This window comes from Ruegeria sp. P8 (genome assembly GCF_056534665.1).
On sequence record NZ_JBQERC010000017.1, the window covers coordinates 50,855 to 76,748 of the forward strand.

The following is a 25,894-nucleotide window of genomic DNA, read 5'->3' on the forward strand; positions in this document are numbered from 1 at the left end:
AGATGCTGGGGCTGATCAGCAACGAAGGTGTGACGGTCCAGGAACAAAACCTGGATAACAGCCCTCTGGCTGTTCGGGGCCTGACGGTTTCCTACGGGCAAAAACCTGCGGTCTTTTCGGTTGATATGACGGTTACGCCTGGCGCGATGACCGCCATTATCGGGCCAAACGGCGCTGGAAAATCAACGCTGCTCAAGGCGGCGCTGGGCATCGTTACGCCATTGTCGGGGCAGGTGACCGTATTTGGTCAGCCGCTGAATTCGCAGCGCCCGCGTGTTGCCTATGTTCCCCAGCGTGCCAGTGTGGACTGGGATTTCCCGACACGGGTGATCGACGTGGTTCTGATGGGTCTGTCTCGTGAACTGGGCCTGTTGGGCCGCTTGCGCGCGCGCCACAAGGCCCGTGCGATGGATTGCCTGAACCGTGTGGGTATGCGCGATTTCGCGGATCGCCAGATTGGCCAGCTGTCCGGTGGCCAGCAACAGCGTGTGTTTCTGGCGCGTGCTCTGGCTCAGGATGCTGATCTGTACCTGCTGGACGAGCCGTTTGCCGGTGTCGACGCCGCCACCGAAAAAGCCATCATCGCGGTGCTGAAATCCCTGAAAGAGGCCGGTAAGACAGTCGTTGTGGTGCATCACGATTTGGCCACCGTGACCGACTATTTCGACCACGTTTTCCTGATCAATACCCGCAAGGTGGCCGAGGGGCCGGTGGCCGAGGCGTTCACGGCGGAATCGCTGCAATCGGCCTATGGTGGCAGGTTGGCAACGGCGCAGATCGATCAGATTTCACGCGCGCTGGGATAGTTCATGCTTTGGGATGCTCTGACCCTTCAGCTTGGCTATAACGCCACGCTGGTTGCCATCGGTGCAACATTGCTGGGCGTGTCGGCGGGCGTGACGGGGACATTCCTGTTTCTGCGCAAGCGCGCCCTTGTCAGCGACGCAATCAGCCATGCAACCCTGCCGGGCGTCTGTATCGCTTTCATGGTGCTGGTCGCGCTGGGCGGGGACGGGCGCAACCTGCCGGGCCTTTTGGTGGGGTCCGCTATTTCCGCCTGGGTTGGTCTGTTGTGCATGAATTGGCTGACACGGCGCACCCGCCTGGCCGAGGACGCCGCGATCGGTGCGGTTCTGTCCGTGTTCTTCGGCTTTGGGATCGTGCTGCTGACGGTCATCCAGACCATGGGGGTTGGCCGTCAGGCCGGGCTGGAAGGTTTCCTGTTGGGTTCAACCGCCGGAATGCTGTGGGCCGATGCGGTGATCATCGCACTTGGTGGCGCCTTGACGTTGGCGCTGGTGCTGATCATCCGCCGTCCGATGACCCTTGTCGCATTCGATCCCGAATACGCAGCGGCGCGCGGGTTGCCAGTGCATCGTATCGACCTGGCCATGATGGGGCTGGTCATGGCCGTGACCGTGGTCGGCCTGAAAATCGTCGGCCTGATCCTGATCGTGGCGTTGCTGATCATTCCGGCAGTGACCGCCCGGTTCTGGTCTGACCGCTCGGAACGCGTTGTTCTGTTGGCCGGGCTGGCCGGTGGGCTGGCCGGATATATCGGCGCTGCCATATCCGCATCTGCGCCCAATCTTCCAACCGGCCCGATCATCGTACTGGTCAGCTTTGCCTTTTTCCTCGCCTCCCTCTTCTTCGCCCCAGTGCGCGGCGTTCTGGCGGCGGTGCTGCGGCATCTGCGGTTTCAGCGCCGGGTGCATATTCGTCAGGGACTTCTGGCGATGGCGCAAGGGCAGAAGATCTATGAGCCCCTGACCTTGCGTTTGCTGCGGCGTGCCGGGCTGGTCCGGGCGGATGGCGTGGCGACGGACACCGGCAAGGCCCGCGCGGCCAAAGCCCTGCGGGATGAAAAGCGATGGGAAATCGTGCGTGCCGATCAGGCGCACGAGGCGACAGCTGCGCTCTATGACGGATTGCGCGATATCGAGTCTGTTCTGACACGGGACCAGATTGATGAGATCGACCGCCAGATTGGCGGGCCGCAGGGGATACCGGCATGAGTGGTGAAGAATTCGTCCCGCTGTCTCTGACGCCGCTGCTGATCGGAACATGTGCGGCCATCGCCTGTGCCTTGCCCGGCAACTTTCTTGTGTTGCGAAAACAGGCGCTGATCGGCGATGCGATTAGCCATGTGGTGCTGCCGGGTATCGTTGTTGCGTTTCTGCTGACAGGGGCCATATCCACTTGGCCGATGATGTTGGGCGCGGCAGGGGCCGCGGTTCTGGCTGTTGTCCTGATCGAGGCCATTCGCCGACTGGGGCAGATCGAACCCGGGGCCGCCATGGGCGTGGTCTTTACCACCATGTTCGCGGCAGGCGTCCTGCTGCTAGAGCAGACGGATACGTCAACCGTGCATCTGGATGTGGAACACGCGCTTTACGGCAATCTCGAAAGCCTGATCTGGCTGGACGCGACCGGGTGGTCCTCGGTGCTGGACGCTCAGGCCCTTGCCGGATTGCCCCCGGAACTGCCCCGTATAGCGCTGACACTGGTCGGAGTGATGCTGTTCACATGGCTGTTCTGGCGGCCGCTGAAAATTTCCACCTTTGACGAAGGTTTCGCCCGCACGATTGGTATTCGCACGGGACTTCTGGGTATGGCGCTCGTCATCACTGCAGCCATCGCGGCGGTTGCCGCTTTTGACGCTGTGGGCTCGATCATCGTGATCGCGATGTTTATTTGCCCTCCGGCAGCCGCGCGGATGCTGACCAACCGGCTTGAGGCGCAGATTGGCTGGAGTGTCGTGATCGCTATAACCTCTGCCGTGACAGGGTATGTGCTGGCAGGCTACGGACCCCTGTGGCTGGGTGCAGCGGATGCGGTCAGTGCGGCGGGGATGATCGCAACGATGTCCGGGCTGATCCTGGCACTGGCGGCCATGTTTGGCCCATGCCGCACACGTGTTGGTGTTCAGACATCAGCCTGAGACGGCATTTTCCTGCCGCAGATGCCCATGCGTCATCGGCCAAACTCTGCCCAGATGCCGTTAAGGTTAATCTTAAGCAGATTTTTGGGAAGTCTCGTGCTAGAGGCTGCCCATTGATTAGCTGAACACACCACTCACTCTGGTAGGCCCGGATGGTACGGAATGGGGATTCATTCACGGCCATCCGGGCGCCCCTTTCCGATCAGAAGACATGCTCAAACCGGTGGCAGAATCGTGCGCGGTTGTGCTAGGTCTAGGGGTATGGCGCAGACAAACCCCAATATCAGCGAAAATCGCCCCGTGATCAGACAGCTTGACGATGCTGCCATCAACCGTATTGCGGCGGGTGAAGTGGTGGAACGCCCGGCCTCGGCGGTCAAGGAACTGGTCGAGAATGCGCTTGATGCTGGGGCCGCGCGTGTAGCCGTCGAAATCGCCGACGGGGGAAAGACACTGATCCGCGTGACCGACGATGGGTGCGGCATCCCGGCCCAAGATTTGCCGCTTGCCCTGTCGCGCCATGCCACATCAAAGATCGACGGATCGGACCTGCTGAATATCCACACCTTCGGGTTTCGAGGCGAAGCTTTGCCCTCGTTGGGGGCTGTCGGACGCCTGACCATAACCAGTCGCGTGCCCGGTGCGGACGCGGCGCAGATCCATGTTGCGGGTGGCAAGATGGGTTCGGTCAAGCCTGCCGCCCTGCGCGCGGGCACGGTGGTCGAGCTGCGCGATCTGTTCTTCGCCACCCCCGCACGGCTGAAATTCATGCGCACCGACCGGGCCGAGGCGCAGGCGATCACGGACATGGTGAAACGGCTGGCTATGGCCGAACCATCCGTCACATTTACCCTGCGCGATGTCTCGGGCGGTGGCGAAGGCCGTGTTATCTTCCGCGCGGATCGCGAGAATGGCGACCTGTTTGATGCCCTGCACGCCCGTCTTGCCCGTGTGATAGGGCGCGAGTTTGCCGAGAATGCGCTGCGGATCGATGCCACGCGCGACGGTCTCAGGCTTTTTGGTTATGCGGCCCTGCCGACCTATTCCCGTGGCGCTGCGGTGGCGCAGTACCTTTTCGTCAACGGGCGTCCCGTGCGCGACAAGATGCTGACCGGCGCTTTGCGGGCGGCCTATTTCGATTTCCTCAGCCGGGACCGTCACCCGGCCGCGGCATTGTTCATCGACTGCGACCCGACATTGGTTGACGTGAACGTTCACCCTGCCAAGTCCGAGGTCCGGTTCCGCGATCCCGGCGTTGCGCGCGGGCTTATCGTGTCCAGCCTGCGCCACGCTTTGGCCGAGGCAGGGCATCGTGCGTCATCGACCGTGGCCAATGCGACCCTGGGTGCAATGAGACCGGAGCCTGCGCAGTCTGCACCAGCGCGGGTCTATCAGATGGATCGCCCGTCGCCCGCAGCGCGCCAGGCCGCGTACCGGGCGCAGGCTCCGGGTTTTGCGGAACTGGCGCATGATTACAGCGGCAGCATTGTCGATCCGACCCCGGTTGCACCCGTATCACAGGGTCAGGAGCCTGATGCGCAAAACCTTCCGCTGGGCGCTGCGCGCGGGCAGGTGCATGAAAACTACATCATCGCCCAGACTGCCGATGGAATGGTGATCGTTGATCAGCACGCCGCGCATGAACGGCTGGTCTATGAAAAGCTGAAAACACAGATGGCCGAGACAGGCGTCGCGGCGCAGGCACTTTTGATCCCTGAGATTGTTGAGTTGTCCGAAGGCGACTGCGCCCGTCTGATGGCGGTCTGTGATGATCTGTCCCGTTTGGGGCTGACCATCGAACCCTTTGGCGGAGGCGCAATTGCCGTGCGCGAAACCCCAGCCATTCTGGGCGAGGTCGATGCGCGCGCGATGATCCTGGATATCCTCGACGAACTGGCCGATCAGGGCGAAACACAGATGGTGCAGGCAAGGATCGAGGCGATCCTCAGCCGGGTTTCCTGCCACGGCTCGGTCCGGTCCGGCCGCCGGATGCGGGCCGAGGAAATGAACGCCCTGCTGCGCGAGATGGAGGCGACGCCGCATTCCGGCCAGTGCAATCACGGGCGACCCACATATGTGGAACTGAAGCTAAGCGATATCGAACGCCTGTTCGGGCGCAGTTGATTTGGTGTCAAACAGGCCTTAAGAAGACAGAAACAAAACGAGAACATACTGAACCCCATGATCCAGATTGCAGGTATTGAAATAGCGCTGAATGATCCCGTGATTCTGGTTGCGGGCGGAACAGTCGCGCTGATCCTGCTGCTGCTGTTCCTGTCGTTGCGCGCAGCCAATCGCTCGGCCCGGATGGCGGAACCGCTGGCGCGGCAGATGGCGCTTCTGGGTCAGCATGTGCAGCAGCTGGGGCAGGGGCAGGAACAGTTGCGCGGCGGCTTGCAGCATGTCTCGGACACGCAGGCCAACGCGCAGGTGCAGGTGATCCAGACGGTCGAGGCGCGCTTGTCCTCGGTCCAGCAGCAGATGAATGACCGGCTGGCGGACAACGCGATGAAATCGGCGCGCGCGCTGGCCGAAATGCAGGAACGGATGAAGGAAACCCTGCACGGTTCGTCAAAGCAGACGGCGACATCACTGACGCAGTTGCAGGAGCGTCTGGCCGCCATCGACAAGGCGCAGGACAATATCACGAAACTGTCGGGCGATGTTCTCAGCCTTCAGGATATCCTGTCAAACAAACAGCGGCGCGGGATGTTTGGTGAGATTCAGCTGAACGATATCGTGTCCAAGGCACTGCCCGCAGACAGCTATTCGCTGCAGGCCACCTTGTCGAACGGCAGGCGTGCAGATTGCCTCGTGCATCTGCCGAACCCGCCCGGCCCGATCGTGATTGACGCGAAATTCCCGCTTGAGGATTTCGAAGCACTTGCCGCCGCGCAGAGCAAGGCAGATGTTGAAAGATGTCTGCGGGCTTTTGGCGCTGCCGTGAAAGTGCATATCAAGGCGATTTCCGAGAAATACATCCTCGACGGGGAAACCGCTGATGGTGCCCTGATGTTCGTCCCGTCCGAAGCGATCTATGCCGAGCTGCACGCCCGCCTGCCCGATGTGGTGCGCGAAGGGTTCGCTGCCCGGGTCTGGATCGTCTCGCCCACCACCTGTATGGCCACGCTGAACACGATGCGGGCGATCCTGAAAGATGCGCGCATGCGTGAACAGGCCGGTGCGATCCGCAAAGAACTGGGATTGCTGCACAAGGATGTGGACCGTCTGGGCGACCGCGTTTCAAACCTCGACCGTCACTTCGGTCAGGCGGCCAAGGATATCTCGGAAATCAAGATTAGTGCCGAAAAGGCCGGCCGCCGGGCGCAGCGGCTGGATAATTTCGACTTCGAAGAAATCGCGCCCGATACTGAAACAGAGGTTGTGCCGCTGGCACGTCACGAAGGCTGAACACCCTGTTGAAGAACTGAACCGGCACCGGGCCGGTTTTGATGGGCCAGCGCCTGCAAGGGTTCAGATACGCAGAAAGGGCTGGAACAGGCGCGGCATCAGCTTGTTGAATTTCAGCGGCGCGTCCGTAACCGCCAGGCATATGCAATCTTCCGAGATATCCGCGACGGGTGTGTGTTCCAGATCCTCGTCAGCGATTTCAACATCGCCACGGGCAAAACGGTCAACCTCGTCCGAGAAAGCCCCTTGCAGAACCATTGTCAGCTCCATGCCGTTGTGACCATGATCCGGCACGGCAGCACCGGCCGGAATGAACAGCAAGCGGGCGGTGGCGTCTTTGGTGGTCGGCAGGATCGCCTGTTTGACACCCATACCTATCGACCTCCAGCGGATGTCCTTGACTGTTCCGCCCACGTAATCCTGCAACGGGGCTGGCAGAACTGCACATCCCGGGCGAACGGGCTTGGGCGCTGGTGCGCCCTGGGCGATCAAAGCCATCGTGGCCGCCAGTGAAGTCTCACTCATGCTGACACCCTCACTCTGCTCGTCCAGAACTTGCCCGCCAATGGCGTCATAGCTTTCGGCGCGCGCACGGCAGTGGTCGCACAGGGACAAATGCGTGGCGACCATCAGGTTGAAGGCTTCGGGCAGGCTGCCTGCGGCATAAGCCATCAGCAGGTCATCTGTCAGGTGATGTTTGATCAACTTGCTCATTTTACTCATCTCAGTTCATCGCGTGGCGCAGGCGGTCCAGCGCCAGCCGTATCCGTGATTTGATCGTTCCCAGCGGCAACCCGGTCTGCGATGCGATTTCCCGGTGACTCAGGTCGCCGAAATATGCCTTCTCGATCAGGTCCCGCTGTGCATCCGGCAACGCTTTCAAGGCGGTGCGCAGTTGCGCGGTTTCCTGTTGCAGCGCGATGACGTCATCCTGATCGGGCTCAGCCTCGGGCCCCCAACCCAGATCTTCGGGTTCAGGGCGGCGTTGCTTGCGCAGCACGTCAATGCGCTTGTTCCGTGCGATGGTGAACACCCATGTGGCCACGGTGGCACGCGTCGGGTCGAACAGGTGGGCCTTGTGCCACAAGGTCGCCATCACCTCTTGTGCGCATTCTTCTGCCATGGCGGCATCCGCCCCTGACTTCATCAGGAACGCCTTGATACGCGGCGCGAAGTGCTGGAACAGCTCGGCAAATGCCGCCTGATCCTGCGCATCCCGGATGCGTCTGACGTGGTCCACCCATTCGGCCCTGGTCTCGCGCTTGCCGTTGATGTCGTTCACCCGCCTACCCTTGGTGCGTTTGTTGATGCGCCAAGGTTGAGGGGCGGGTGTTTCAACCGCTGGTCCGTCCAAGGTCGCTGTATTGATCTGGGTAAACATAACCACAATACGGCGCATGTCCCAAGCCGGATCACTTTGTCGGAACATTTTGATCCGCTCCCGGCCAAGTCTCGTAATATGAACACCAGCGGCAATAAAGAAATCACGACTGCTCTGGCGGGTGTGCAAGGACCAGAAGACATCGGATGGCAAAAACGATAGATCATGTTGCAGGCCACACCTATCACGGCCGCAAGGGGGCAATCGACAACGCCTTCCGGTATTCTGTCGATTACATCCTGTTTGATCCCGAAGCCCGGTTGACCACGCCTTTTCTGTTTTCAATGGACCGGAAGAATGTCACCAACTGGCGAACCCGCGATCACGGAGGAGAGCCGGGTCAAGGCCATGGTGCCGCCTGGCTGCGCGCGCGATTTACCGAGATGGACATTCCGCAACCCGCGCAGGTCATGCTGCTGACCCAGCCAAGGGTGCTGGGCCACGTATTTAATCCCGTCAGTTTCTGGTTCTGCTTTGACCGCGATGATCAGCTTTACGCCGTGGTGGCTGAGGTGACGAACACCTTTGGAACGCGCCACAGCTATCTGTGCCATAAGCCGGACTTTTCGACCATCAGACCAACCGACCGATTGACGGCCGAAAAGGTGATGCATGTCTCGCCCTTCCAGAAGATTGAAGGCAGCTATACGTTCCGCTTCGACTACAGCCCGGATCGGGTCGGTGTGTGGATCGATTACACGCGCGCGGATGGCGGGTTGATCGCGACACTGACCGGACCGCGCCAGCCATTGACCAGCCGGGTGATCCTTTGGTCTTTTCTGCGTCGCCCTTTCGGCTCGCGTCGCATTTTTGCGCTGATCCTCTGGCAGGCCTTCAGGTTGTGGCTGAAAAAAGCCGCCTTCCGTCCGTTTCGCAGGGAACCGGTGCCTGATCACCCAGTAACGCGTGTGGGGCAGTGACCAGCCTGTTTGTTCAAGATCAAAGACGCGGGCCCCTGTCGGTGGTTGTGATGGCGTAACAACCGCGAACACAAGGAGTCGAAGAGATGATGGAAATCTCGGCAAGAAAAGTCGCCCAGGTCGCCATGATGGGCCGCGAACTGAACCGCGCCGAGGGCGAATTGCGGGCGTTCATCGACCGCATGAGCGAAGACGAGCAGGCTGAACTGGTAGCCATCATGTGGATCGGGCGCGAGAGCTTTTTTGCGGAAGATCTGGCCGAGGCCATCGCCACCGCCAAGTCCGAGGCATCGACCCCTTGTGCAGACTACCTGATCGGAACACCGCATATGTCTGACCACCTTGAGAATGGTCTGGATGCATTGGGAATATCTGCGGAAGACGTGGAAAACGATCTGATGTAGACGCTCGACATCATCGCTGCCCGGTGCCTGCGTCTGGCGGCGCCGGATATTGCCCGCCAAGGCAGACTAACAGCGACGGGGGTGTCAAGCTTTCGAGCGAAGTTGGTGAAAGTCTGTATTCGGTTTCTCTTTGCCTTCGAAGCCGCAGCGAATGGGTTTCAATGTGATCTTCTTGAAAAGCCACCATTTTCCCAAAGGTGTGGCTTTGTACGCGGTGTATTTCTACTGAGGTAGACTGTTTTCTGTCGCGGCCTTGAGGAAGTCATGGCACAACGGGGATTGCGCGTGGACCATGCTACATAGAACATGTGGGTCACGCGGTTTTCGCCGGTGATCGCAGTGCGCGCAATCGATGAAGCGTCCTACACTGAATTCTTGGCGCATGGACGCCACATAGGTCCGTGTGCATGGAGAATGGATGGATCTCTACCGCGCTTTAGACAAAGCGGGAAATACTCTTCATCTCATGCACCAAAACGAAAGCTCTGCCTAACTTTCTCAAGACTTTGCGGAACAACCACCGCGGTTGTGGCTGGACTGTGGATCCGTTTCAGCTGCTGGATGTCAGCCTGATCGAAAATGCTGCGCCAGAAAATCAATCAACGCGCGCACCCGGGCCGTCAGGTGACGATTGGGTGGATAGAGCGCATAGAGGCCGAAGTTTTCCGTTTCATAGTCCTGAAACAGGTGCTCCAGGGTACCCTCTTCCAGACTGCGGGCAATCACATAGTGCGGGCAACGCGCAATACCCAGCCCGGCAATCGCCATGTTGGCAATCGCCGCCGGGGCATTGGCATGAAACATTCCCGCCACCTTGACCACAATATCCCTTGTCCCGGCTCGAAACCTCCATGCTGTTGCGTCGGCTGGATTTTCGTCAATCAGGCAGTTATGTGTGGCCAGTGCCATCGGATCACCCGGACGCCCCCTTTCCGCCAGATAATCAGGCGACGCGCAGACGATCAGCGGCATATCGGACAGCTTCCGCGCAATCAGGGTCGAATCCCGCAACACCCCGATCCGTATGGCAAGATCGAACCCCTCTTCAACAAGCGCCACGCGCGAGTCCGACAGTTTAAGGTCGATATCGACCTTCGGATGCGCCCGCAGAAACGAAGCCAAAGCCTGAGTCAGGTTGATGCTGCCGAACCCGGTTGGTGCGGTTATTCGGATTGGCCCGGCCAGTGCCGATTGCCGCTCCTGAACAAGGTCTTCCAGCTCGTCGATTTGTTCCACGATCGGGCGGCAGCGTTCAAGGTACGCGATGCCGACGTCCGTCAGTGAAACGCTTCTGGTTGTCCGGTTGAACAGTTGCGCCGATAGCTTGGCCTCCAACTGGGCAACATACTTGCTGACCAGTTTGGTAGACAGGCCCAGCCGCCGCCCCGCGGCAGTGAACGAGCCCTCATGAGCAACCGCCATAAATGCCCGCATCGTGTCAATTGTATCCAACGCAGCGCTCCTTCGTCAGGTTGGTGTTTGGTCAATTATACCCAATTTGTTCATAGTTACTGAATAAAACGCAGGATTATAACTAAAAAAGGTTTTGCCATGTTCTAGCCAGTGACCGCTGACGAACATCGCCAGCTCGCTCCCAGGAAACTCCTCCGAAAGGAAACTGACATGCCAAACGCCATCCGTATCCACCGTCATCCCTTGTCCGGGCATTCACACCGGGTGGAACTATTCGCCAAGCTTGGTGGCATCAATCACGAGCTGATCGATGTCGACCTGCTGTCTGGCGAACACAAGAAAGAGCCGTTTCTTTCCCTGAACCCTGCCGGGCAGGTGCCGGTGATTGAGGACGGTGAAATCGCGATCGCCGACTCCAACTCTATCCTCGTGTACCTTGCGCGGAAATACGCGCCTGATTGGCTGCCGACTGATCCGGTGCGCGAGGCGGAAGTTCAGAAGTTCTTGTCGCTGGCCGCCGGCGACATCGCCCACGGCCCTGCGGCAGCACGATTGATCACCGTTTTTGGCGCTCAACTGGATGCAGAACGTGCCAAGGCCATCGCCAAATCCGCCTTTGACCGGCTTGAGGCGCATTTGAACGGACGCGACTGGCTGGTCGGAACCAGCCCATCCATCGCTGATGTCGCGATCTACAGCTATTCGGCCCATGCGCCTGAGGGAAACGTTTCACTGGATGATTATCCCAATATCCGTGCCCTGCTGGCCCGGGTTGAGGCGTTGCCCGGCTTTGTGGCCATGCAAAGCACCAAGGTCGGCCTCGCCGCCTGACACCAGAGCGCGCCCGGCCGTCAGGACCGGGCGCATGCGTCCAAACCGTGCCGCCCCAGGAGAGACCCCATGATTTCCATCGAACCCAGCGACAGCAGCACTTCCCCTTTTCATCGGGGTGAACACATGGCGCAGGCGCGGCTGGGTGTCCGCGACATCGAACACTGGGCACGGAAAGTTGTCCGCGACCACATGCCCGAACAGCATCGGGATTTTCATACCGCCCTGCCGTTTCTCGTGATGGCTGCGCGCGATGCGCAAGGTCGGCCCTGGGTTACGTTATTGGAAGGGCCAGACGGGTTCGTCTCTGCACCAGATAACAAAACGCTTTCCATTACTGCCTTGCCAACCCAAGGCGATGCATTGCACGGTGCCCTTCACCCCAAAAGTGATGTTGGCATCCTTGGTATTGAACTGGCCACGCGTCGGCGCAACCGTATCAATGGCCGCGCCGAACGCGTCACTCCGACCGGTTTTGATTTTCATGTTGACCAGACCTTTGGCAACTGCCCGCAGTATATCCGTGAACGCGCGTGGCACCGGGTTGATGACTCGAGGCCCGGACCGACAACACTCGGCCAATACTTGACGCCGGATCAGGTCCGGTGGATCGAAACAGCCGATACTTTCTTTATCGCCAGCGGCTATCGCGAAGAGGGCGAAAGCCCGACTTACGGGATGGATGCGTCCCATCGCGGTGGCGACCGTGGTTTCGTGCAGGTTCTGGACAACCGGCGGCTGCGGTTTCCCGACTATGCCGGCAATAACCACTTCAACACTATCGGCAACCTGTTGCTCGACCCAAGGGCGGGATTTCTGTTCGTCGATTTCGAAAGCGGCAGCTTGCTGCAACTGACCGGCGTCGCCTCGATCGACTGGGCCAGCGATGAGATCACAAATTTCCCGGGGGCGCGGCGGCTGGTGACACTGGAGATTGACGAGGTCGTGGAAATCCGCGCGGCAGTCAGCCTCAGATGGACTTCGGATGCAGATTCTGTCCGATCGCTCCGCCTGATCGAAAAGATCCGTGAAAGCGTCGATGTCGCCTCGTTTGTTTTCGAAGCTCGCGACGGTGGCCACTTGGCTGGGTTCGAGCCCGGGCAATACCTGCCAATCGAGCTTGAAATTCCAGGGATCGCCGAACCGGTGCGCCGGACCTATTCGCTCAGTAACGGACCGAACAATCATCGCTATCGGATTACGGTCAAGCGTGAGCCAAAAGGGATCGCATCGCAGTTCCTGCACGATCATCTGGAACCGGGCGCAATCATCAACAGCCGTCGGCCAGCGGGTGATTTCACAATGACTTGCGACCGGTGCCCATTGGTTCTGGTCAGCGCAGGTGTTGGTATCACACCGATGTTGAGCATTCTGAATAAGGTCGCAGACGAGCGCGGCAACCGCCCTGTCTGGTTCATCCACGGTGCTCGGGACGGTCAGCACCATCCAATGGCCGGTGAAGTTCACGATCTGGCCTCCAGGCGGCCGGGGATCACGACGCATGTGGCCTATAGCCAACCAACGTCAGAGGATGAGTTCGGAATGGACTATGACTCGCATGGCCGTGTCGATGGGGCGCTTCTGGCGCAACTGATCAACGATGCCAGCGCGCATTACTTTCTGTGCGGCCCTGTCAGTTTCATGGCCGAGATCCAGGCCGATCTGGAACGCCGAGGCATCTCTCCGGAACATATTCACACCGAAAGTTTTGGCCCCACTGGGTGATTTGACGTGATCCTGCGTGGGCAAATGAAGCTCAAACCACCAGAGCAAGGACATACGTGCCTTTGGTTCGTTTCGTTTGCATTGTGTTGTTGGGATAGCGTTCACCGGCCGGAATGATTTCGCCATTCCAGCTTTCAATAGAAACTCACCGGCTTGTATTTGAGTAGTTCGAGTTTTTAGGCGGCAGACACCAACTCCTCAGTTCCTCTCGCTGTTATTCCTAAGTCGTTCCTACGATTGCATATACGTCTTAGGAAAAGTGCGACGCCCTCGGCCGCCTGCCGACACAGAAACCTCCCCAAGCTGCGGTAAAAGTGGCAGGTCGAAGTTCGACGCTTCAGTATTCCATTGCTGCCTCACGTTTCAGGCGGCTTGCGGCAAAATCGACAAACGCGCGAATCTTTGCGGACACCATCCGCCCTTCGTGGTGCACGATGTGAACCGGTGCAGGAGCCGGTTCAAAATCAGATAACACAGCCTTTAGCCGTCCGTCCGCCAGATATGGTGCGACTTGATAGGACAAAAGCCGGGCCAGACCCTGACCGCGAAGTGCCATTTCGATTACAGCATCGTTGGTATTCATGCTGATCCGTGGATGAACACGCATAAGTTTCGGGTTGCCTAAGTGGTCAAACTGCCACTGGCCTGACGGCGACAGGGCTAGGGAATTGATCAGGACATGTCTGTTCAGGTCATCCGGGCTTTCGGGTTTGCCAGCTCGTTCAAGGTATTCGGGTGCTGCAAAAACAACCTGTCTGACAGAACCGCAACGCACGGCCATAAGGCTGGAATCCGCAAGCGGACCTATCCTGACGCCAACATCCACACCTTCGTCTATTAAATTCACGATCCGGTCCACGTACAGCGTTCGCGCCTCGATTTTGGGATAGTGCCCCAGAAAATCAGCAAGAATTGGTGTGATGAACAATCTGCCAAACAACACAGACGAAGTGAGGTTGAGCAACCCTTTGGGTTCCGCATAGGTCCCGACCGCAGCGTTTTCTGCCTGTTCCAGATCAACGAGAATGCGCTTGGCATCTTCCAGAAATCTGCGCCCGCTCTCGGTCAACATGACAGATCGTGTCGTTCTTACGAATAAACGGGCGCCTAACTCGCCCTCCAGTACCGAAATGGTGCGCGTCACAGCCGGTGGCGACATGTTCAGGTTGCGCGCAGCAGCAGCAAAGCCACCCAGGTCGGCCACCTTCGAAAAGACCAGAAGCGCGCGAAACTTGTCCATGTAATTATTCCAAAATAGTGAATAATAAATTCAAGCTTAATATTATTCTGCCAGCAATTGAAACACACTATGTCTCAGGCGAAGACACAATCACTCCGCTAAGGCAAAAGCGCCCGCAGGAAATGGGAGAAATGCCGTGAATGTAAGCCAAGCCATCGGCCAAAACGTGACTGTTCAGATCGTGCACGGTTTTGTGGACAACGGGCTAGGGGGCAACCCTGCTGGGGTTGTTCTGGATGCCGACGGGTTAACCGAGGCGCAGATGCTGAAGATCGCGTCACAGGTTGGCCTGTCCGAAACCGCTTTTGTCTCGCAATCCGCGACCGAGGGTTTCAAACTGGACTTCTTCACCCCGAACCGCAGGATCGCGCATTGCGGCCATGCGACCATTGCCGCTTTTTCCCATCTGGATGCACTTGGCCGTATTTCTGATCCTGAAACTTCAAAAGAAACTGTGGACGGCCCGCGCCGGATTCTGATCAAGGATGGTGCCGCGTTTATGGAACAGTTGGCCCCTAGATATGAAACGCCAGAAGATTGGACCTCTCAGGGTGTCAGTTTGCAGGACGTTTTGGGCTCTTTGGGGTTGTCCCCGAGCAATCTGGATCACGAAATGCCGCCCGCTCTGGTCAATACCGGCAACAGTTTTATCGTGATCGGAGTAGCCGACAGGGAAACTCTGGCTTCGATCAAACCCGATTTTGAGCAGATCAAAACGATCAGCGACCGTCTGGACCTGATAGGATATTATGTGTTCACAACGGCCCAATGCTCGGACGGGCGCGACGCTACTACACGCATGTTCGCCCCCCGATATGCCATTGATGAAGAGGCCGCGACGGGAATGGCCGCAGGGCCGCTGGCCTGTGTCCTGCACGACCTGGGTCACCGCCGTCAGCACGGGTTTCTGATTGAACAGGGCATGTTCATGGAAACCCCTTCGCCCAGTTTGATTCAGGTTGAACTGGAAGTTCGTGACGGCGCAATCGCCAGTCTAATGGCAGGCGGGCAAGGCAAAGTCATGCGGTCCTTTCAATTGTCGGTGTGACTAAAACAGCGTTTGGGGCGGCGTGTAACATTGCGCGCAGCTTTGTCGAGCAAGTTGAAGAGCGGTTTCACGCAAATCTTGCCGCGACCCTTCAAAACAACGAACTCTCTCCGAGCGCGGATATCGCAGCTTTTGCTGGGGCGCTCGTTCAGATTGTGACGTTCACGTTGAATAGTCGGGCAACCCAATCAGATCACATGATCAGAGCGCCAGGTATCCAGAATCTCCAAGGTCTTGTCTGAAAACTCGACATCGTTGATGTGGCTGTCAATTTCCACAAGTGTTACGTTTTCCGGACAGTTTTTTCTCAGCTCTTCGATGAATCCTGCAAGTCCCTCTACATCTTCCAAAATCGCCCCGGCCCTGTCCCATTCGTTACCGCCTCTGAGCGGCACAAGCAGAACAGTCGGGCCGGTTGCTTCAGAAAGTTTTGCGCACATGGTGCGTGCCATCTCGCGCCTTTGCTCGGCGCTCATGCTGACCGCAGTAATTAGTCGGTTGTGGTTATGAAGGTCATGATCCGCCAACGCTGGAGGAACGGGATGCCAGCCTACCAAATCGACTAGATCATAACACCCAATCGAAACAATCTGCGGCACACCGGCCTTGCCCGCATTGGTCATGCGATCTTCGCCGGCGCTGATGGCTGATCCCAACATGTGGTTGCCGACTTCTTGCGGTGCAAAGTCCAAAACGGCGGCGAATTCACCTTTTGAAGCAAGGCTTTCAAATGCGCGCCCTCCCATGCCCGTAGCATGGAAAACGGCCAGTTCAAACCCGCGCGCCTCAAGGGCGGGCTTCAGGTGCACCATATAGCGCAAGACTGTTTTGCCGAAGGATGTCATCCCGATTAGAGGGCGGTCTTTCTTCATCGGACGGGCAGCGCGTGCGGCCCCCAGAACCGCGCCAGCAGCTTGCCGGAGAGAGGCTTCGCAGACCGAGTTAAGCCCGTAAAGACCACCAGCCCAAAGGATCATCTGAACGTCTGCCGGCAGCCGCTCGGGCGGGATCATCGGCGAGAAAGAGACAGTTGAGACGATGTATTTAGGCACACCAATGGGCAAGGCACAGCACAGATCAAGGGCCAGATCGGTCCCCATTGAACCGCCCAAAACCAAAACGCCATCGAACACGCCCTCATGGTGCAGCCGTGCAACCAGCAGGGCTGCACCTTTGGCCATGATCTGCATCGCAAGGTTTTCGTCACCGCCATCAATGGCTTCCTGTATTGTGTGGCCACCCTCCTCTGCCACCTGATGCTTGGAGTAATCAGTGGGGTGACTGGGGTCGCCAAGCACACTGATGTCCATGGTTTTCACCAATCCACCCTGTTCACGGATCACGTCAGAGATGAAGTTCAGTTCATCATCTTTGGTGTCATAGGTCCCAACGACAAGAATAGTTCGATTGGTCATAGGCCGCCTTTCAGGTTCAAAGTTTGATCCAAGCTGTTTTCAGCTCGAAATACTTGTCAAAGGCGTGCAGCGATTTGTCATGACCGTTGCCAGACTGCTTGACGCCACCCAATGGAACCGTTGTGTCGGCCCCTCCATAGGTGTTTACATGGACAACCCCTGCCTGAATGGCCCGGATCATGCGGTGGGCGCGCGACAAGTTCGACGTCCATACTGCGGATGCCAGACCGTAATCGGTTCCATTGGCAATTTTGATTGCCTCTTCTTCGGTGTCAAAGGGAATGACCGCAAGAACCGGGCCAAACACTTCATCCGTTGCCAGCCGATCGGTGGGGTGAACCCCCGTTACAACCGTCGGGGCCATGTGTCTAACGTCAGCGCATATGGGACCATTTAGGCCAATTTGATAAGAGAGAGTTTCTGGGTCATCGTAACCACCAAGGAGTGGACGATGAGAAAGACAACGAGGAGCCCTGGCGAGAAGATCGTCAAAGATATCAAGCGGGCAACACGCAAGCAGTATTCCAGCGAAGAGAAGATCAGGATCGTGCTTGATGGGCTGCGTGGCGAGGACAGTATCGCGGAGCTGTGCCGTCGCGAGGGTATATCCCAGGGCCTGTATTACAAATGGTCCAAGGACTTCATGGAGGCCGGGAAGAAGCGCTTGGCTGGCGATACAGCCCGGGCTGCGAACACGGACGAGGTCAAAGAGTTGCGCCGTGAGGTAAAAGACCTCAAGGAAGTGGTCGCTGAACAGACGCTTGAGCTGCGTCTTCTCAAAAAAAGCATGCTCGGGGATGGGGACGACCACGAATGAGGTATGCCGCATCAGAGAAGTTGGAGATCATTAGGCTGGTGGAAGAAAGTCATCTGTCGGCGCGTCGGACACTGGCCAAACTGAGCATTCCCCGCACCACATTTTACCGCTGGTATGACCGGTACCTGCAACGTGGCGAAGCTGGTCTCGCGGATCAATCTCCCAAGCCAAAGCACGTCTGGAACCGCGTTCCCACCGACGTGAAGCGTAAGGTTGTGGATCTTGCGCTAAAGGAGACAGAGCTGTCGCCACGCGAGTTGGCGGTGACCTTCACCGATCAGGAACGCTATTTTGTGTCGGAATCCACGGTCTATCGCACGCTCAAGGCGCATGACCTGATCACCAGCCCGGCGTTCATCGTGCTCAAGGCAGCAGATGAGTTCCAGCATAAGACGACGGCCATCAACCAACTCTGGCAGACGGACTTCACTTACATCAAGGTGCTGGGATGAGGCTGGTTTTATCTCAGCAAGGTTCTGGATGATTACAGCCGCTATATCGTCTCTTGGAAGCTTTGCACGAACATGCGGGCGCAGGATGTGACGGATACTCTGGATCTGGCGTTGCAGGCTTCGGGTTGCGATCAAGTTCATGTCGTTCACAAGCCACGTCTGCTCAGCGACAACGGCTCAAGTTAAGTGTCCGGTGACTTGGCTGAATGGTTGCAGGACAAAGGGATGAAGCACTCTCGCGGTGCGCCGTATCATCCGCAGACTCAAGGCAAGATCGAACGCTGGCACCAGACCCTCAAGAACCGCATCTTGCTGGAAAACTACTTCCTACCCGGTGATCTTGAAGCCCAGATCACGGCCTTCGTCGATCACTACAATCATCAGCGCTTCCACGAGAGTATCAACAACGTCACGCCCGCCGACGTCTACTTCGGCCGAGACAAAGCCATTCTCTAAAAAAGCGAAAGGATCAAACAAAACACATTCGAAGCCCGGCGCTTGCATCATCGCAAACAGGCCGCATAATCAAACCAACCAGATGAGCCAAACCCTCCTCTAGTTTAGGCAGCCTTTGGTCCCAAAAACCCTGACGACGGACAGTGCGACTGCTGGGACAGCCTTGAGAAGAAGTTCGACGGGACTCCGGGTAAGAAATGATGGGTCTTAAGTTATATACCTATTGGAGATCGACCACATCCTATCGGGTGCGTATTGCATTAAACCTGAAGGGTGTGCCGTTCGAAAGCTGCCCGGTCAATCTGGTGAAAGGCGAGCAAAGAAGCGCAGCCTATCAAGCGATGAACCCCGGCAAGGGCGTCCCTGTGTTAGAGCTTGAGGATGGCACCAAGTTGACCCAATCTCTGGCTATCCTTGATTATCTTGACCGCGCCTATCCCGACCCGGCGCTTCTGCCGGACGACCCGATTGCGCGGGCCAAGGTGATGGCGGCGGCGCATGTGATTGCGCTGGACATCCATCCGGTGAACAACCTGCGCGTTGTTCAACATTTGGACGGGATGGGGCACAGCAAAGCGGAAAGTGTGGACTGGATGGTCCACTGGATGAACGAAGGTCTGACCGCGTTTCAGGCTATGCTGCCCCAAGGCACCCGCTTTGCCTTTGGCGACATGCCATCGCTTGCGGATATCTGCCTTGTATCGCAGCTTTACAACGGGCATCGCTGGGGTGTGGACATGACGCCCTTTGCGCGTCTGACCGAAATCGAAGAAACCTGTCTGGCCCTGTCCGCCTTCGCCGATGCGCGACCCGAGGTACAGCCGGATGCCGAGTGAGGATCACATGAGCCAACTGAAAAAGTCATGGGTGGACAGCGCGAACTCTGCCGAGACCCCCTTTCCCCTGAACAACCTGCCTTATGGTGTGTTTTCGACCTCAGACAACGCACCGCGCTGTGGCGTGGCCATCGGAGATATGATCCTTGATATGCACGCTGCCGAAGAAGCTGGCCTGATCGAGATTGGTGATGAACCCGTTTTCGACGTGCCCTTCTGGAATGAATTGATGGAGCAGGGATCGGACGCATGGGCCGCCCTGCGCGCCCGTCTGGAACAGCTGCTGGGCGAGGCCTCGACCGAACGTGACACTGTTGAGCCCCTATTGGTCGCCCAAGCCGATGCCGAGCTGCACATGCCGTTCCTTGTGTCCGAATACACCGACTTTTATGCCGGTCGTCAGCACGCCGCAAACATGGGCGCGATCCTGCGCGGCTCGCCCGAACTGCCGGCCAACTGGCTGCACATTCCGATCGGTTATAATGGCCGCGCGTCCTCGGTTGTGATCTCGGGTACGCCGATTCACCGCCCGAACGGTCAGCGCAAAGCGCCCGACGCCGAGATGCCCAGCTTTGGCCCCTCGATGCGTCTGGATATCGAGCTGGAAATGGGCGCCATTGTTGGCAAACCGTCCGAGTTTGGCCAGCCGATCACCGTGGATGAAGCCGACGACATGATCTTCGGCTATGTGCTGCTGAACGACTGGTCCGCGCGCGACATCCAAGGCTGGGAATACCAGCCGCTTGGACCGTTCCAAGGCAAGGCTTTTGGTACCTCGATCAGCCCGTGGATCGTAACCGCCGCCGCGCTGGAAGAATTCCGTGCGCCAACGCCCGAACGCGAGAAAAAGCTTCTGCCCTACCTCGACGGCTCAAAGGACGGCCTTTACGACATTGAGCTTCAGGTGCTGATGCAGCCTGATGGAGCCGAGAAGGCGAGCGTCGTTGGCGAAACCAACTACTCCCGCATGTATTACTCGGCCGCCGAACAGCTCTGCCACCACGCCATCGGCGGCTGTGCGATGAATGTGGGCGACCTTCTGGGGTCTGGCACGATCTCAGGCCCAACCAAGACGGAATACGGTTCTCTGATGGAGATGAGCTGGGCTGGTCGCGAGCCCTTCACGCTCGATACCGGCGAAACCCGGACTTTCATCGAAGACGGAGACACCCTGACCCTGCGCGGTGCGGCCAAGGGCGAAGGCTTCCAGATCGGCTTTGGCGATTGCGTCGGGCAAATCCTGCCCGCCGTTAACTGGCCCAGGTAAGTGGCGAGCAGGGCAACATCGGTTGTTCCGCACCCGCCGTTTGAAAAACCTGTGATCCTGCCCGATCATGTTGTTCAAAAAAGCCATTCCAGAAACTCTGGAATGGTTTTTTGGGTGCGATCAGGCCGTATGATCCATGATCTGTAAGTGCTGGGCCAGCCGGTCGATCTCGGCCATCCAGCCTTGTACCAGTTTTGGGTCGCTTGGGGCTGCGTGAACACCTGCGGGGATGGCGCGGTTCATAACGGCCTCGACGGCAAGTGAAACCGGGATCGATACCAGGCGCGCCATCGCTGTACCGCGCTCGTCGCCCCAGGCGTCCATGACATAGGTCTTGTGCCAGACTTCGACGCCGTCTTTCTCGGCTTTCAGTCCAACACACAGCACAACGCGGTCGGGCTCACCCTCGTCATAGGCGTTTTCGCTCCAGAACTGGTCGGACATCTCTTTCAGACGCGCATCCCCTTCCGGGCCCGACAGGGTTTCGATTTCACGGAACACGTCCGACCACGCATCCGCCCAACCGTTCAGGCGCAGGGTGCCGCGAACGAATTCCCTGACGGGCCAGTGATCCTCGAACTGGTACTGCGCCTTGAACGGGATCGAGTCGCGGTTGGGATAGACCTCGAAACTTTCCGGCGTTGGCAGCGGCGCGATATAGCTGCTGATCGCATCCCACGGGCGGGCAACGTCCAGCGGGGCATAGTCGCGGATCGACTTCGATGGCGACCGAAGCGCCTTGAGCACACCCAACGGCGACCAGCTGAACTTGTAGCGGAACGGGTTCGGGATCTTGGGAATGCCACCGCAATACGAAATAAAGCTCAGGTGGTTTTGCGGATCGAACACATCCGAGGCGCGATAGTCATCGACCAGCGCATGCGCCATCAGGTGGTCGATGCCCGGGTCCAGACCAACTTCGTTGACCAGCGCCACACCGGCCTCGCGCGCCTTGTCGTCCAGTGCGCGCATTTCGGGCGCGATGTAAGACGACGACACGAAATTGGCCTGTTTCGAGATCGCCAGTTCCGCCAGTGGCACGTGCCAGTCGCCCGGCAGCATGGACACGATCACGTCGCCCTTCTCAAGCACATCACCCAGTGCGTCGATGTCGAAGGCGCGGATATCGTCGGTCAGGTCCCCAACCTCGGCCTTGGCTTTTTCGATCGTCCGGTTCCAGACGGTGACCTTGCGACCACCCTCGATCAGACGGCGCAGGCCGGGGATGGCCGACAGGCCGGTGCCACACCAGTGAATCGTCATCGCTCAGATCCCTTCGATATGTGTTTTGTAAATCGCTTCTGCCCGACCCCAGACGCCGCTGTCCAGATCGGTCAGGGTCAGAAGCGACGGCAGAAGCTGTGCCGCATAATCTTCCGAACTTTCGACCGGCAGCATCGACGGCAGGTTATCGATGGCCATCACGTCCATCACCGGATCGGTTGCCACGCGCAAAGCAGGCGCGTCCCATGTGGTTGCACGGTCATAGACCGGCACCGGGTTGTAATCACTGTCCGGGTCGCAGGCGACATCGCCGATGGCGGTCAGGTTGCGCGGGGCAGTCAACGCCTCACGCGGAACAAAGACCGGGGTTCCGGGGCGCGCGAAAATGCAGTTCAGGAACAGGTCGTGGTCCAGAATTTCGGGAAACGGCCCGCCGCTGACGGTTTCCGCCATGTCCCATTTGGTGACGTCGACGCCCATCGCGTCGCACAGGTCTGCGGCCCCCGTACCCACGCGGCCCAAAGCGCCGATGACGATGGCGCGGGGGCGTGGGGCTCTGGTCGCGTCCAACTCGGCCAGCAATTCGGCGTTCAGAACGTCTTTGCCTGCATACACCCCAACCGGCGGGCATTCCTCGCCCCGTTGTTGCGCCGCCCATGTCTTGAGCGTTACCGCAGCACCGGCATACCCGGCCCAATAGCCAAAGGCGGCAACCCGGCGGCCATCCTCACCCACCAGGTATTCCAGATCATAAAGCGTACCGCCCCCGGCCTTGAACCGCTCCAGCAGCGCGCGACCCGAATGCTGGCCCTTATAGGCGTGGCCGAACATGATGTGGCGATGGGGCAGGGGGGTGCCATCTTCGGGCAGTTCTTTGAGGCCGAAGATGATCGCATCCAGCGGGGCTTCGGGCCACGAATTCTCAGCCGCGATTGCACAGCCGGCGTCTTTGTAGCCATCAATCGGAATGGCGCGGACATGGCTTTCCTCGACCGTCACGCGGAGACCTGCGGCGATCAGTGCCGCGGCCCCTTCGGGTGTCAGCCCCACCCGTTCCTCGTTCGGGCGCTGTTCCGCCCTGACCCAGAGATGTGTCATCTTATTTCCTTTTGTCAGAGCATCCCGGCAGCGCGCACCGCCTGAACCGAAGGCCGTGCCTCCATCGCCTTGCGGAAGGCGAGAATTTTGGGGAATGCCGAGACATCGACGCCGTCGCCTTCCAGCCAGCTGCAAACCACATAAAGATAGGCATCGGCCAGAGAGAACGCGTCCCCCAGAACAAACGGCCCGCGCAACCCGTTTGACGAGATATAGTCGCAAGATGCCGTCATCGTTTGCGAGACCTTGTCCGTCATGTCTTTCCAGCTGGATTTCTTGTCGGCCCAGCGATGCCCGCGCAGCTTGTGGGCGTGGTTCACATGCATGGTCGAGGCCAGATAGAACATTACCTCACGCATGCGGGCGGCCATGACCGGATCAGCTGGTACCAACCCGGCCTCGGGTGCCTTGACCGCAATATATTCCAGCAACGCGCCGGTCTCGGTCAGGATGCCGCCATCGACCACCAGCGCCGGAACGCGCCCCTTGGGATTGATCTGCTTGTAGGCCGGTTTTGTCTGTTCCCCATCGGCAAAGTCCAGCTTGATTGCTTCATAGTCCAGTCCGGCCTCTTCCAGAGCAATCGCAACAGCGACCGAGATGGTTCGGGGTGCGTAATAAAGCTGCATCGGGGATCTCCAATCTGCTTCCTACAGGTGGGTCTGCGCAAACTGCCGGTCAGGTGCTTCCAGATGCGGCACCGCATTGAACAGGACCGGGCTCAGCTGTGCGCCAATCGGGTGCAGACGATGCATCGACGTGTTCATGATGGCAAGGGCCACCCGCGCCATCGACGGGATGTCCAACCCCATCGCCTGCCGCACCACCATCGAGATCAACCCGCCCGAGGTCACGACGATGGCCGGTCCGCCCTCGGTCCCGATCTCGTGCAGCGCATCGCGGACGCGGGCTTCAAACGCCTCGAAGGTTTCCGGAGCGTTCTCGATCTTTCCGCTGGCCCAGGCCGCGAAGGTTTTGGGCAAGTGTTCGACAAATCCCTCGCGATCGGTCGGGATTTCGACGCCGTGCTGTTCTTCGAACAACTGTGCAAGGGTGAAATACTCGATCTCGTTCAGCCGTGCGTCGCAGACGGGATCGGTCAATTCCATGCTGGTGACCGTCTCGGTGTGGCGGGTCAGGGTGCCACAATAGACGCGTGTATAGTGGCTGCGGGTGTCACGCAGATGCGCGCCCAGCCAGCGGGCCTGTTGATGACCCAGATCGCTCAGCTTGTCATAGCTTGCTTCGTCGCGCGCTGTCGTGTTTGCCTGCCCGTGGCGCACCAATGTGATATGTGACATGTCGCTCCCTCTTGCGCCGAAGTCTTAGGGCAGGTTCCTTGCCGGGACCAGAGGGGTTTCTTGATCTCGCCGGAAAAACATTCGCAGCTGTCCGGTTTCTGGCTATGGTCGCCCTGACCAACCACGCCCGGAGGGATTCATGGCCGTCGATCACACGCGTTTTCTGGAGGATCTGCACAAGCTGCGTGAATTCGGTGCCTCGGGTGTGGGCAAAGGAGTCATCCGCCCGGCCTATTCAAAAGCGGATATTGCGGCGCGCCAATGGCTGGCGGACCGTATGGCCGACGCGGGTCTGACACCGCATTTCGACCCGGTCGGCAACCTGTTCGGGTTGGCGCCCGGCCGCTCTCTGCTCATGGGGTCGCATTCCGACAGCCAGCCCGAAGGCGGCTGGCTGGATGGTGCGCTCGGCGTGATCGCCGCGCTGGAGATCGCGCGGTCCAGCGACCAGCCGATCTCGGTCGTCAGTTTTCAGGACGAAGAAGGCCGGTTCGGTGTGACCACGGGCTCGGCGGTCTGGTCCGGCGGTCTGCCGCTGGACAAGGCCGATGTGTTGACCGACGGTGCCGGCGTCAGCTTTGGCGAGGCCCGATCTTCCATGGCGGACATGTCGCAGGGTTTTGTCGATCCCGCGCGGTTCAGCGGCTTTGTCGAGATGCATATCGAACAGGGCCCTTCTCTGGACGCTGCGAACGAGCAGATCGGTGTGGTCACCGGTATCGTCGGCATCCGGGACATGTCGATCACTTTCGAAGGGCAGCAGAATCACGCGGGCACCACGCCGATGCATTTGCGCCGCGATGCGTTTCAGGCGTTGTCACTGTTCAATACTCGCCTCAACGAACGGTTTCGCAACGTGGTGACACCGCAAACCGTCTGGACCATCGGGCGGGTCGATCTTCACCCCAATGCGTCGTCCATCGTACCGGGTCGGGCGCGGTTCTCGATGCAGTGGCGCGATGGCGATCCGGATCGGCTGTCGCGGATGGAGGAGATCATCCGTACCGCAGCGCAGGAAATAGCCAGCGAACAGGACTTGGTGCTGACCTACGGCCCTTTGCTTGGGTTGGAACCCGTCACGATGGATCAGTCCCTGCGCGCGGCGCTGGAACATGGGGCCGAACAGGTGGCACCCGGCAGATGGCGCAGGATGCCGTCGGGCGCGCTGCACGATGCCACAAACGTGTCGCGCCTTATGCCTGTTGCGATGCTGTTTGTGCCCTCGATCAACGGTGTCAGCCACGATTTTGCCGAAGAAACCACCGAAAGCGATCTTGTGGCCGGGCTGAGGGTGCTGGATCTCGCAGTGCAGTCACTTGACGGGCAGGCGCGATAAAGCGCGGGCAAAATACTGTTTTTACAGGCCATTGCGGTTGGTTGGTCTGGTGTTATCGTCGCGCTCGAAACTGTGATCGGCAAACCTTTGCAAAAGCCAAAAGACGAATGTTGCCTAAGGGAAAAAAGTTTCCTATAGGAACGCAAAGGATGCATGCGCCCGTATACAGACTTGTCCAACAGACGGTACTCTGGTTCGCAAGTTGACCGGAATCGTTGCAAAATTGATAGCGTGGGGCAGACTGACGGGAATGCGTTCGAAACCGATAGATACGAAAAGGTATCCAAAATGACCGAGATTAGACGCACGCCGTTGTATGGGCTTCATGTTGAGTTGGGCGGCAAGATGGTTGATTTTGCCGGGTGGGAGATGCCAGTT

22 protein-coding genes and 2 pseudogenes are annotated in these 25,894 nt (G+C 58.7%); 14 read left to right on the forward strand and 10 right to left on the reverse strand.

Annotation, left to right across the window (positions count from 1 at the left end; all coding sequences use genetic code 11):
- The first annotated feature begins 2 nt into the window (after nt 1–2).
- The 5 genes from ACR0BZ_RS16635 (at nt 3) to ACR0BZ_RS16655 (ending at nt 6,352) form a co-directional block, all read left to right on the forward strand.
- A complete protein-coding gene (locus ACR0BZ_RS16635) occupies nt 3–806 on the forward strand; it encodes a metal ABC transporter ATP-binding protein (protein ID WP_480871428.1) in 804 nt (267 codons plus the stop codon).
- Nucleotides 807–809: 3 nt separating this feature from the next.
- Nucleotides 810–2,015, forward strand: coding sequence for a metal ABC transporter permease (locus tag ACR0BZ_RS16640; protein ID WP_480915133.1), 1,206 nt, complete (start codon nt 810–812; stop codon nt 2,013–2,015).
- Entirely contained in the window at nt 2,012–2,941 is a 930-nt protein-coding gene (locus ACR0BZ_RS16645; RefSeq protein ID WP_480915131.1) for a metal ABC transporter permease, read from the forward strand. Before ACR0BZ_RS16640 ends, ACR0BZ_RS16645 begins: the two co-directional genes overlap by 4 nt.
- Nucleotides 2,942–3,202: 261 nt before the next feature.
- Entirely contained in the window at nt 3,203–5,065 is a 1,863-nt protein-coding gene (gene mutL / locus ACR0BZ_RS16650) for a DNA mismatch repair endonuclease MutL (RefSeq protein WP_480920775.1), read from the forward strand.
- Between the two features lie 57 nt (nt 5,066–5,122).
- On the forward strand, nt 5,123–6,352 hold the full coding sequence (locus ACR0BZ_RS16655; RefSeq protein ID WP_480900752.1) for a DNA recombination protein RmuC: 1,230 nt from the start codon (nt 5,123–5,125) through the stop codon (nt 6,350–6,352).
- A 63-nt stretch (nt 6,353–6,415) separates the two neighbouring features.
- Here the strand turns inward: ACR0BZ_RS16655 and ACR0BZ_RS16660 are convergent, their stop codons facing one another.
- On the reverse strand, nt 6,416–7,066 hold the full coding sequence (locus tag ACR0BZ_RS16660) for a ChrR family anti-sigma-E factor (protein WP_480920776.1): 651 nt from the start codon (nt 7,064–7,066) through the stop codon (nt 6,416–6,418).
- A 10-nt stretch (nt 7,067–7,076) separates the two neighbouring features.
- On the reverse strand, nt 7,077–7,733 hold the full coding sequence (locus tag ACR0BZ_RS16665; RefSeq protein WP_480920788.1) for a sigma-70 family RNA polymerase sigma factor: 657 nt from the start codon (nt 7,731–7,733) through the stop codon (nt 7,077–7,079).
- Between the two features lie 146 nt (nt 7,734–7,879).
- Here ACR0BZ_RS16665 and ACR0BZ_RS16670 point away from each other — a divergent pair, with 146 nt between their 5' ends.
- Nucleotides 7,880–8,653, forward strand: coding sequence for a DUF1365 domain-containing protein (locus ACR0BZ_RS16670; protein WP_480920777.1), 774 nt, complete (start codon nt 7,880–7,882; stop codon nt 8,651–8,653).
- 86 nt (nt 8,654–8,739) lie between these two features.
- Nucleotides 8,740–9,057, forward strand: a complete 318-nt coding sequence (locus tag ACR0BZ_RS16675; RefSeq protein ID WP_267363482.1) for a DUF3775 domain-containing protein — start codon at nt 8,740–8,742, stop codon at nt 9,055–9,057.
- 564 nt (nt 9,058–9,621) lie between these two features.
- On the opposite strand, the gene ACR0BZ_RS16680 is transcribed toward ACR0BZ_RS16675, so the two are convergent.
- Complete coding sequence (locus ACR0BZ_RS16680; protein WP_480920778.1) at nt 9,622–10,509, reverse strand: LysR family transcriptional regulator; 888 nt, start codon at nt 10,507–10,509, stop codon at nt 9,622–9,624.
- 171 nt (nt 10,510–10,680) lie between these two features.
- On the opposite strand from ACR0BZ_RS16680, the gene ACR0BZ_RS16685 reads away from it, so the two are divergent.
- On the forward strand, nt 10,681–11,301 hold the full coding sequence (locus ACR0BZ_RS16685; RefSeq protein ID WP_480487750.1) for a glutathione S-transferase family protein: 621 nt from the start codon (nt 10,681–10,683) through the stop codon (nt 11,299–11,301).
- A gap of 69 nt (nt 11,302–11,370) precedes the next feature.
- The gene (locus ACR0BZ_RS16690) at nt 11,371–13,026 is read left to right on the forward strand and encodes an FAD-binding oxidoreductase (protein WP_480920779.1); all 1,656 of its coding nucleotides are present in this window, start codon (nt 11,371–11,373) and stop codon (nt 13,024–13,026) included.
- A gap of 337 nt (nt 13,027–13,363) precedes the next feature.
- Here ACR0BZ_RS16690 and ACR0BZ_RS16695 read toward each other — a convergent pair whose 3' ends face one another.
- Entirely contained in the window at nt 13,364–14,266 is a 903-nt protein-coding gene (locus tag ACR0BZ_RS16695) for a LysR family transcriptional regulator (RefSeq protein ID WP_480920780.1), read from the reverse strand.
- A 136-nt stretch (nt 14,267–14,402) separates the two neighbouring features.
- On the opposite strand from ACR0BZ_RS16695, the gene ACR0BZ_RS16700 reads away from it, so the two are divergent.
- Nucleotides 14,403–15,314, forward strand: a complete 912-nt coding sequence (locus ACR0BZ_RS16700) for a PhzF family phenazine biosynthesis protein (RefSeq protein ID WP_480920781.1) — start codon at nt 14,403–14,405, stop codon at nt 15,312–15,314.
- A 188-nt stretch (nt 15,315–15,502) separates the two neighbouring features.
- On the opposite strand, the gene ACR0BZ_RS16705 is transcribed toward ACR0BZ_RS16700, so the two are convergent.
- The gene (locus ACR0BZ_RS16705) at nt 15,503–16,729 is read right to left on the reverse strand and encodes a Tm-1-like ATP-binding domain-containing protein (RefSeq protein ID WP_480560476.1); all 1,227 of its coding nucleotides are present in this window, start codon (nt 16,727–16,729) and stop codon (nt 15,503–15,505) included.
- A gap of 16 nt (nt 16,730–16,745) precedes the next feature.
- Nucleotides 16,746–17,096: pseudogene (locus ACR0BZ_RS16710) on the reverse strand (aldehyde dehydrogenase family protein); the annotation flags it as partial.
- Between the two features lie 84 nt (nt 17,097–17,180).
- Here ACR0BZ_RS16710 and ACR0BZ_RS16715 point away from each other — a divergent pair.
- The 3 genes and pseudogenes from ACR0BZ_RS16715 to fahA all read left to right on the forward strand — a co-directional run bounded on the left by ACR0BZ_RS16715 (nt 17,181) and on the right by fahA (nt 20,557).
- Nucleotides 17,181–18,523, forward strand: a pseudogene (locus ACR0BZ_RS16715) (IS3 family transposase).
- Nucleotides 18,524–18,654: 131 nt separating this feature from the next.
- Nucleotides 18,655–19,290, forward strand: coding sequence for a maleylacetoacetate isomerase (maiA, locus tag ACR0BZ_RS16720; protein WP_480774251.1), 636 nt, complete (start codon nt 18,655–18,657; stop codon nt 19,288–19,290).
- 7 nt (nt 19,291–19,297) lie between these two features.
- Entirely contained in the window at nt 19,298–20,557 is a 1,260-nt protein-coding gene (gene fahA / locus ACR0BZ_RS16725) for a fumarylacetoacetase (RefSeq protein WP_480920782.1), read from the forward strand.
- A 120-nt stretch (nt 20,558–20,677) separates the two neighbouring features.
- Here the strand turns inward: fahA and ACR0BZ_RS16730 are convergent, their stop codons facing one another.
- From ACR0BZ_RS16730 to ACR0BZ_RS16745, 4 genes are read right to left on the reverse strand one after another with little or no spacing between them, the layout of a single operon-like run.
- Nucleotides 20,678–21,820, reverse strand: coding sequence for a saccharopine dehydrogenase family protein (locus ACR0BZ_RS16730; RefSeq protein WP_480920783.1), 1,143 nt, complete (start codon nt 21,818–21,820; stop codon nt 20,678–20,680).
- 3 nt (nt 21,821–21,823) lie between these two features.
- Entirely contained in the window at nt 21,824–22,879 is a 1,056-nt protein-coding gene (locus ACR0BZ_RS16735) for a saccharopine dehydrogenase (protein WP_480920784.1), read from the reverse strand.
- A gap of 14 nt (nt 22,880–22,893) precedes the next feature.
- The gene (locus ACR0BZ_RS16740) at nt 22,894–23,508 is read right to left on the reverse strand and encodes a glutathione S-transferase family protein (protein ID WP_480833353.1); all 615 of its coding nucleotides are present in this window, start codon (nt 23,506–23,508) and stop codon (nt 22,894–22,896) included.
- Nucleotides 23,509–23,529: 21 nt separating this feature from the next.
- Nucleotides 23,530–24,180, reverse strand: a complete 651-nt coding sequence (locus tag ACR0BZ_RS16745; protein WP_480920785.1) for a histidine phosphatase family protein — start codon at nt 24,178–24,180, stop codon at nt 23,530–23,532.
- 139 nt (nt 24,181–24,319) lie between these two features.
- Here ACR0BZ_RS16745 and ACR0BZ_RS16750 point away from each other — a divergent pair, with 139 nt between their 5' ends.
- Nucleotides 24,320–25,516 (forward strand): Zn-dependent hydrolase, encoded by a 1,197-nt coding sequence (locus ACR0BZ_RS16750; protein ID WP_480920786.1) that lies wholly within the window; start codon nt 24,320–24,322, stop codon nt 25,514–25,516.
- Nucleotides 25,517–25,894 lie beyond the last annotated feature (378 nt).

Bases quoted from the DNA above. Each gene is read 5' to 3' on its own strand.
- ACR0BZ_RS16635 (WP_480871428.1), top strand. From the start codon at position 3: ATGCTGGGGCTGATCAGCAACGAAGGTGTGACGGTCCAGGAACAAAAC.
- ACR0BZ_RS16640 (WP_480915133.1), top strand. From the start codon at position 810: ATGCTTTGGGATGCTCTGACCCTTCAGCTTGGCTATAACGCCACGCTG.
- ACR0BZ_RS16645 (WP_480915131.1), top strand. From the start codon at position 2,012: ATGAGTGGTGAAGAATTCGTCCCGCTGTCTCTGACGCCGCTGCTGATC.
- mutL (WP_480920775.1), top strand. From the start codon at position 3,203: ATGGCGCAGACAAACCCCAATATCAGCGAAAATCGCCCCGTGATCAGA.
- ACR0BZ_RS16655 (WP_480900752.1), top strand. From the start codon at position 5,123: ATGATCCAGATTGCAGGTATTGAAATAGCGCTGAATGATCCCGTGATT.
- ACR0BZ_RS16660 (WP_480920776.1), bottom strand. From the start codon at position 7,066: ATGAGCAAGTTGATCAAACATCACCTGACAGATGACCTGCTGATGGCT.
- ACR0BZ_RS16665 (WP_480920788.1), bottom strand. From the start codon at position 7,733: ATGTTTACCCAGATCAATACAGCGACCTTGGACGGACCAGCGGTTGAA.
- ACR0BZ_RS16670 (WP_480920777.1), top strand. From the start codon at position 7,880: ATGGCAAAAACGATAGATCATGTTGCAGGCCACACCTATCACGGCCGC.
- ACR0BZ_RS16675 (WP_267363482.1), top strand. From the start codon at position 8,740: ATGATGGAAATCTCGGCAAGAAAAGTCGCCCAGGTCGCCATGATGGGC.
- ACR0BZ_RS16685 (WP_480487750.1), top strand. From the start codon at position 10,681: ATGCCAAACGCCATCCGTATCCACCGTCATCCCTTGTCCGGGCATTCA.
- ACR0BZ_RS16690 (WP_480920779.1), top strand. From the start codon at position 11,371: ATGATTTCCATCGAACCCAGCGACAGCAGCACTTCCCCTTTTCATCGG.
- ACR0BZ_RS16695 (WP_480920780.1), bottom strand. From the start codon at position 14,266: ATGGACAAGTTTCGCGCGCTTCTGGTCTTTTCGAAGGTGGCCGACCTG.
- ACR0BZ_RS16705 (WP_480560476.1), bottom strand. From the start codon at position 16,729: ATGACCAATCGAACTATTCTTGTCGTTGGGACCTATGACACCAAAGAT.
- maiA (WP_480774251.1), top strand. From the start codon at position 18,655: ATGGGTCTTAAGTTATATACCTATTGGAGATCGACCACATCCTATCGG.
- fahA (WP_480920782.1), top strand. From the start codon at position 19,298: ATGAGCCAACTGAAAAAGTCATGGGTGGACAGCGCGAACTCTGCCGAG.
- ACR0BZ_RS16730 (WP_480920783.1), bottom strand. From the start codon at position 21,820: ATGACGATTCACTGGTGTGGCACCGGCCTGTCGGCCATCCCCGGCCTG.
- ACR0BZ_RS16735 (WP_480920784.1), bottom strand. From the start codon at position 22,879: ATGACACATCTCTGGGTCAGGGCGGAACAGCGCCCGAACGAGGAACGG.
- ACR0BZ_RS16740 (WP_480833353.1), bottom strand. From the start codon at position 23,508: ATGCAGCTTTATTACGCACCCCGAACCATCTCGGTCGCTGTTGCGATT.
- ACR0BZ_RS16745 (WP_480920785.1), bottom strand. From the start codon at position 24,180: ATGTCACATATCACATTGGTGCGCCACGGGCAGGCAAACACGACAGCG.
- ACR0BZ_RS16750 (WP_480920786.1), top strand. From the start codon at position 24,320: ATGGCCGTCGATCACACGCGTTTTCTGGAGGATCTGCACAAGCTGCGT.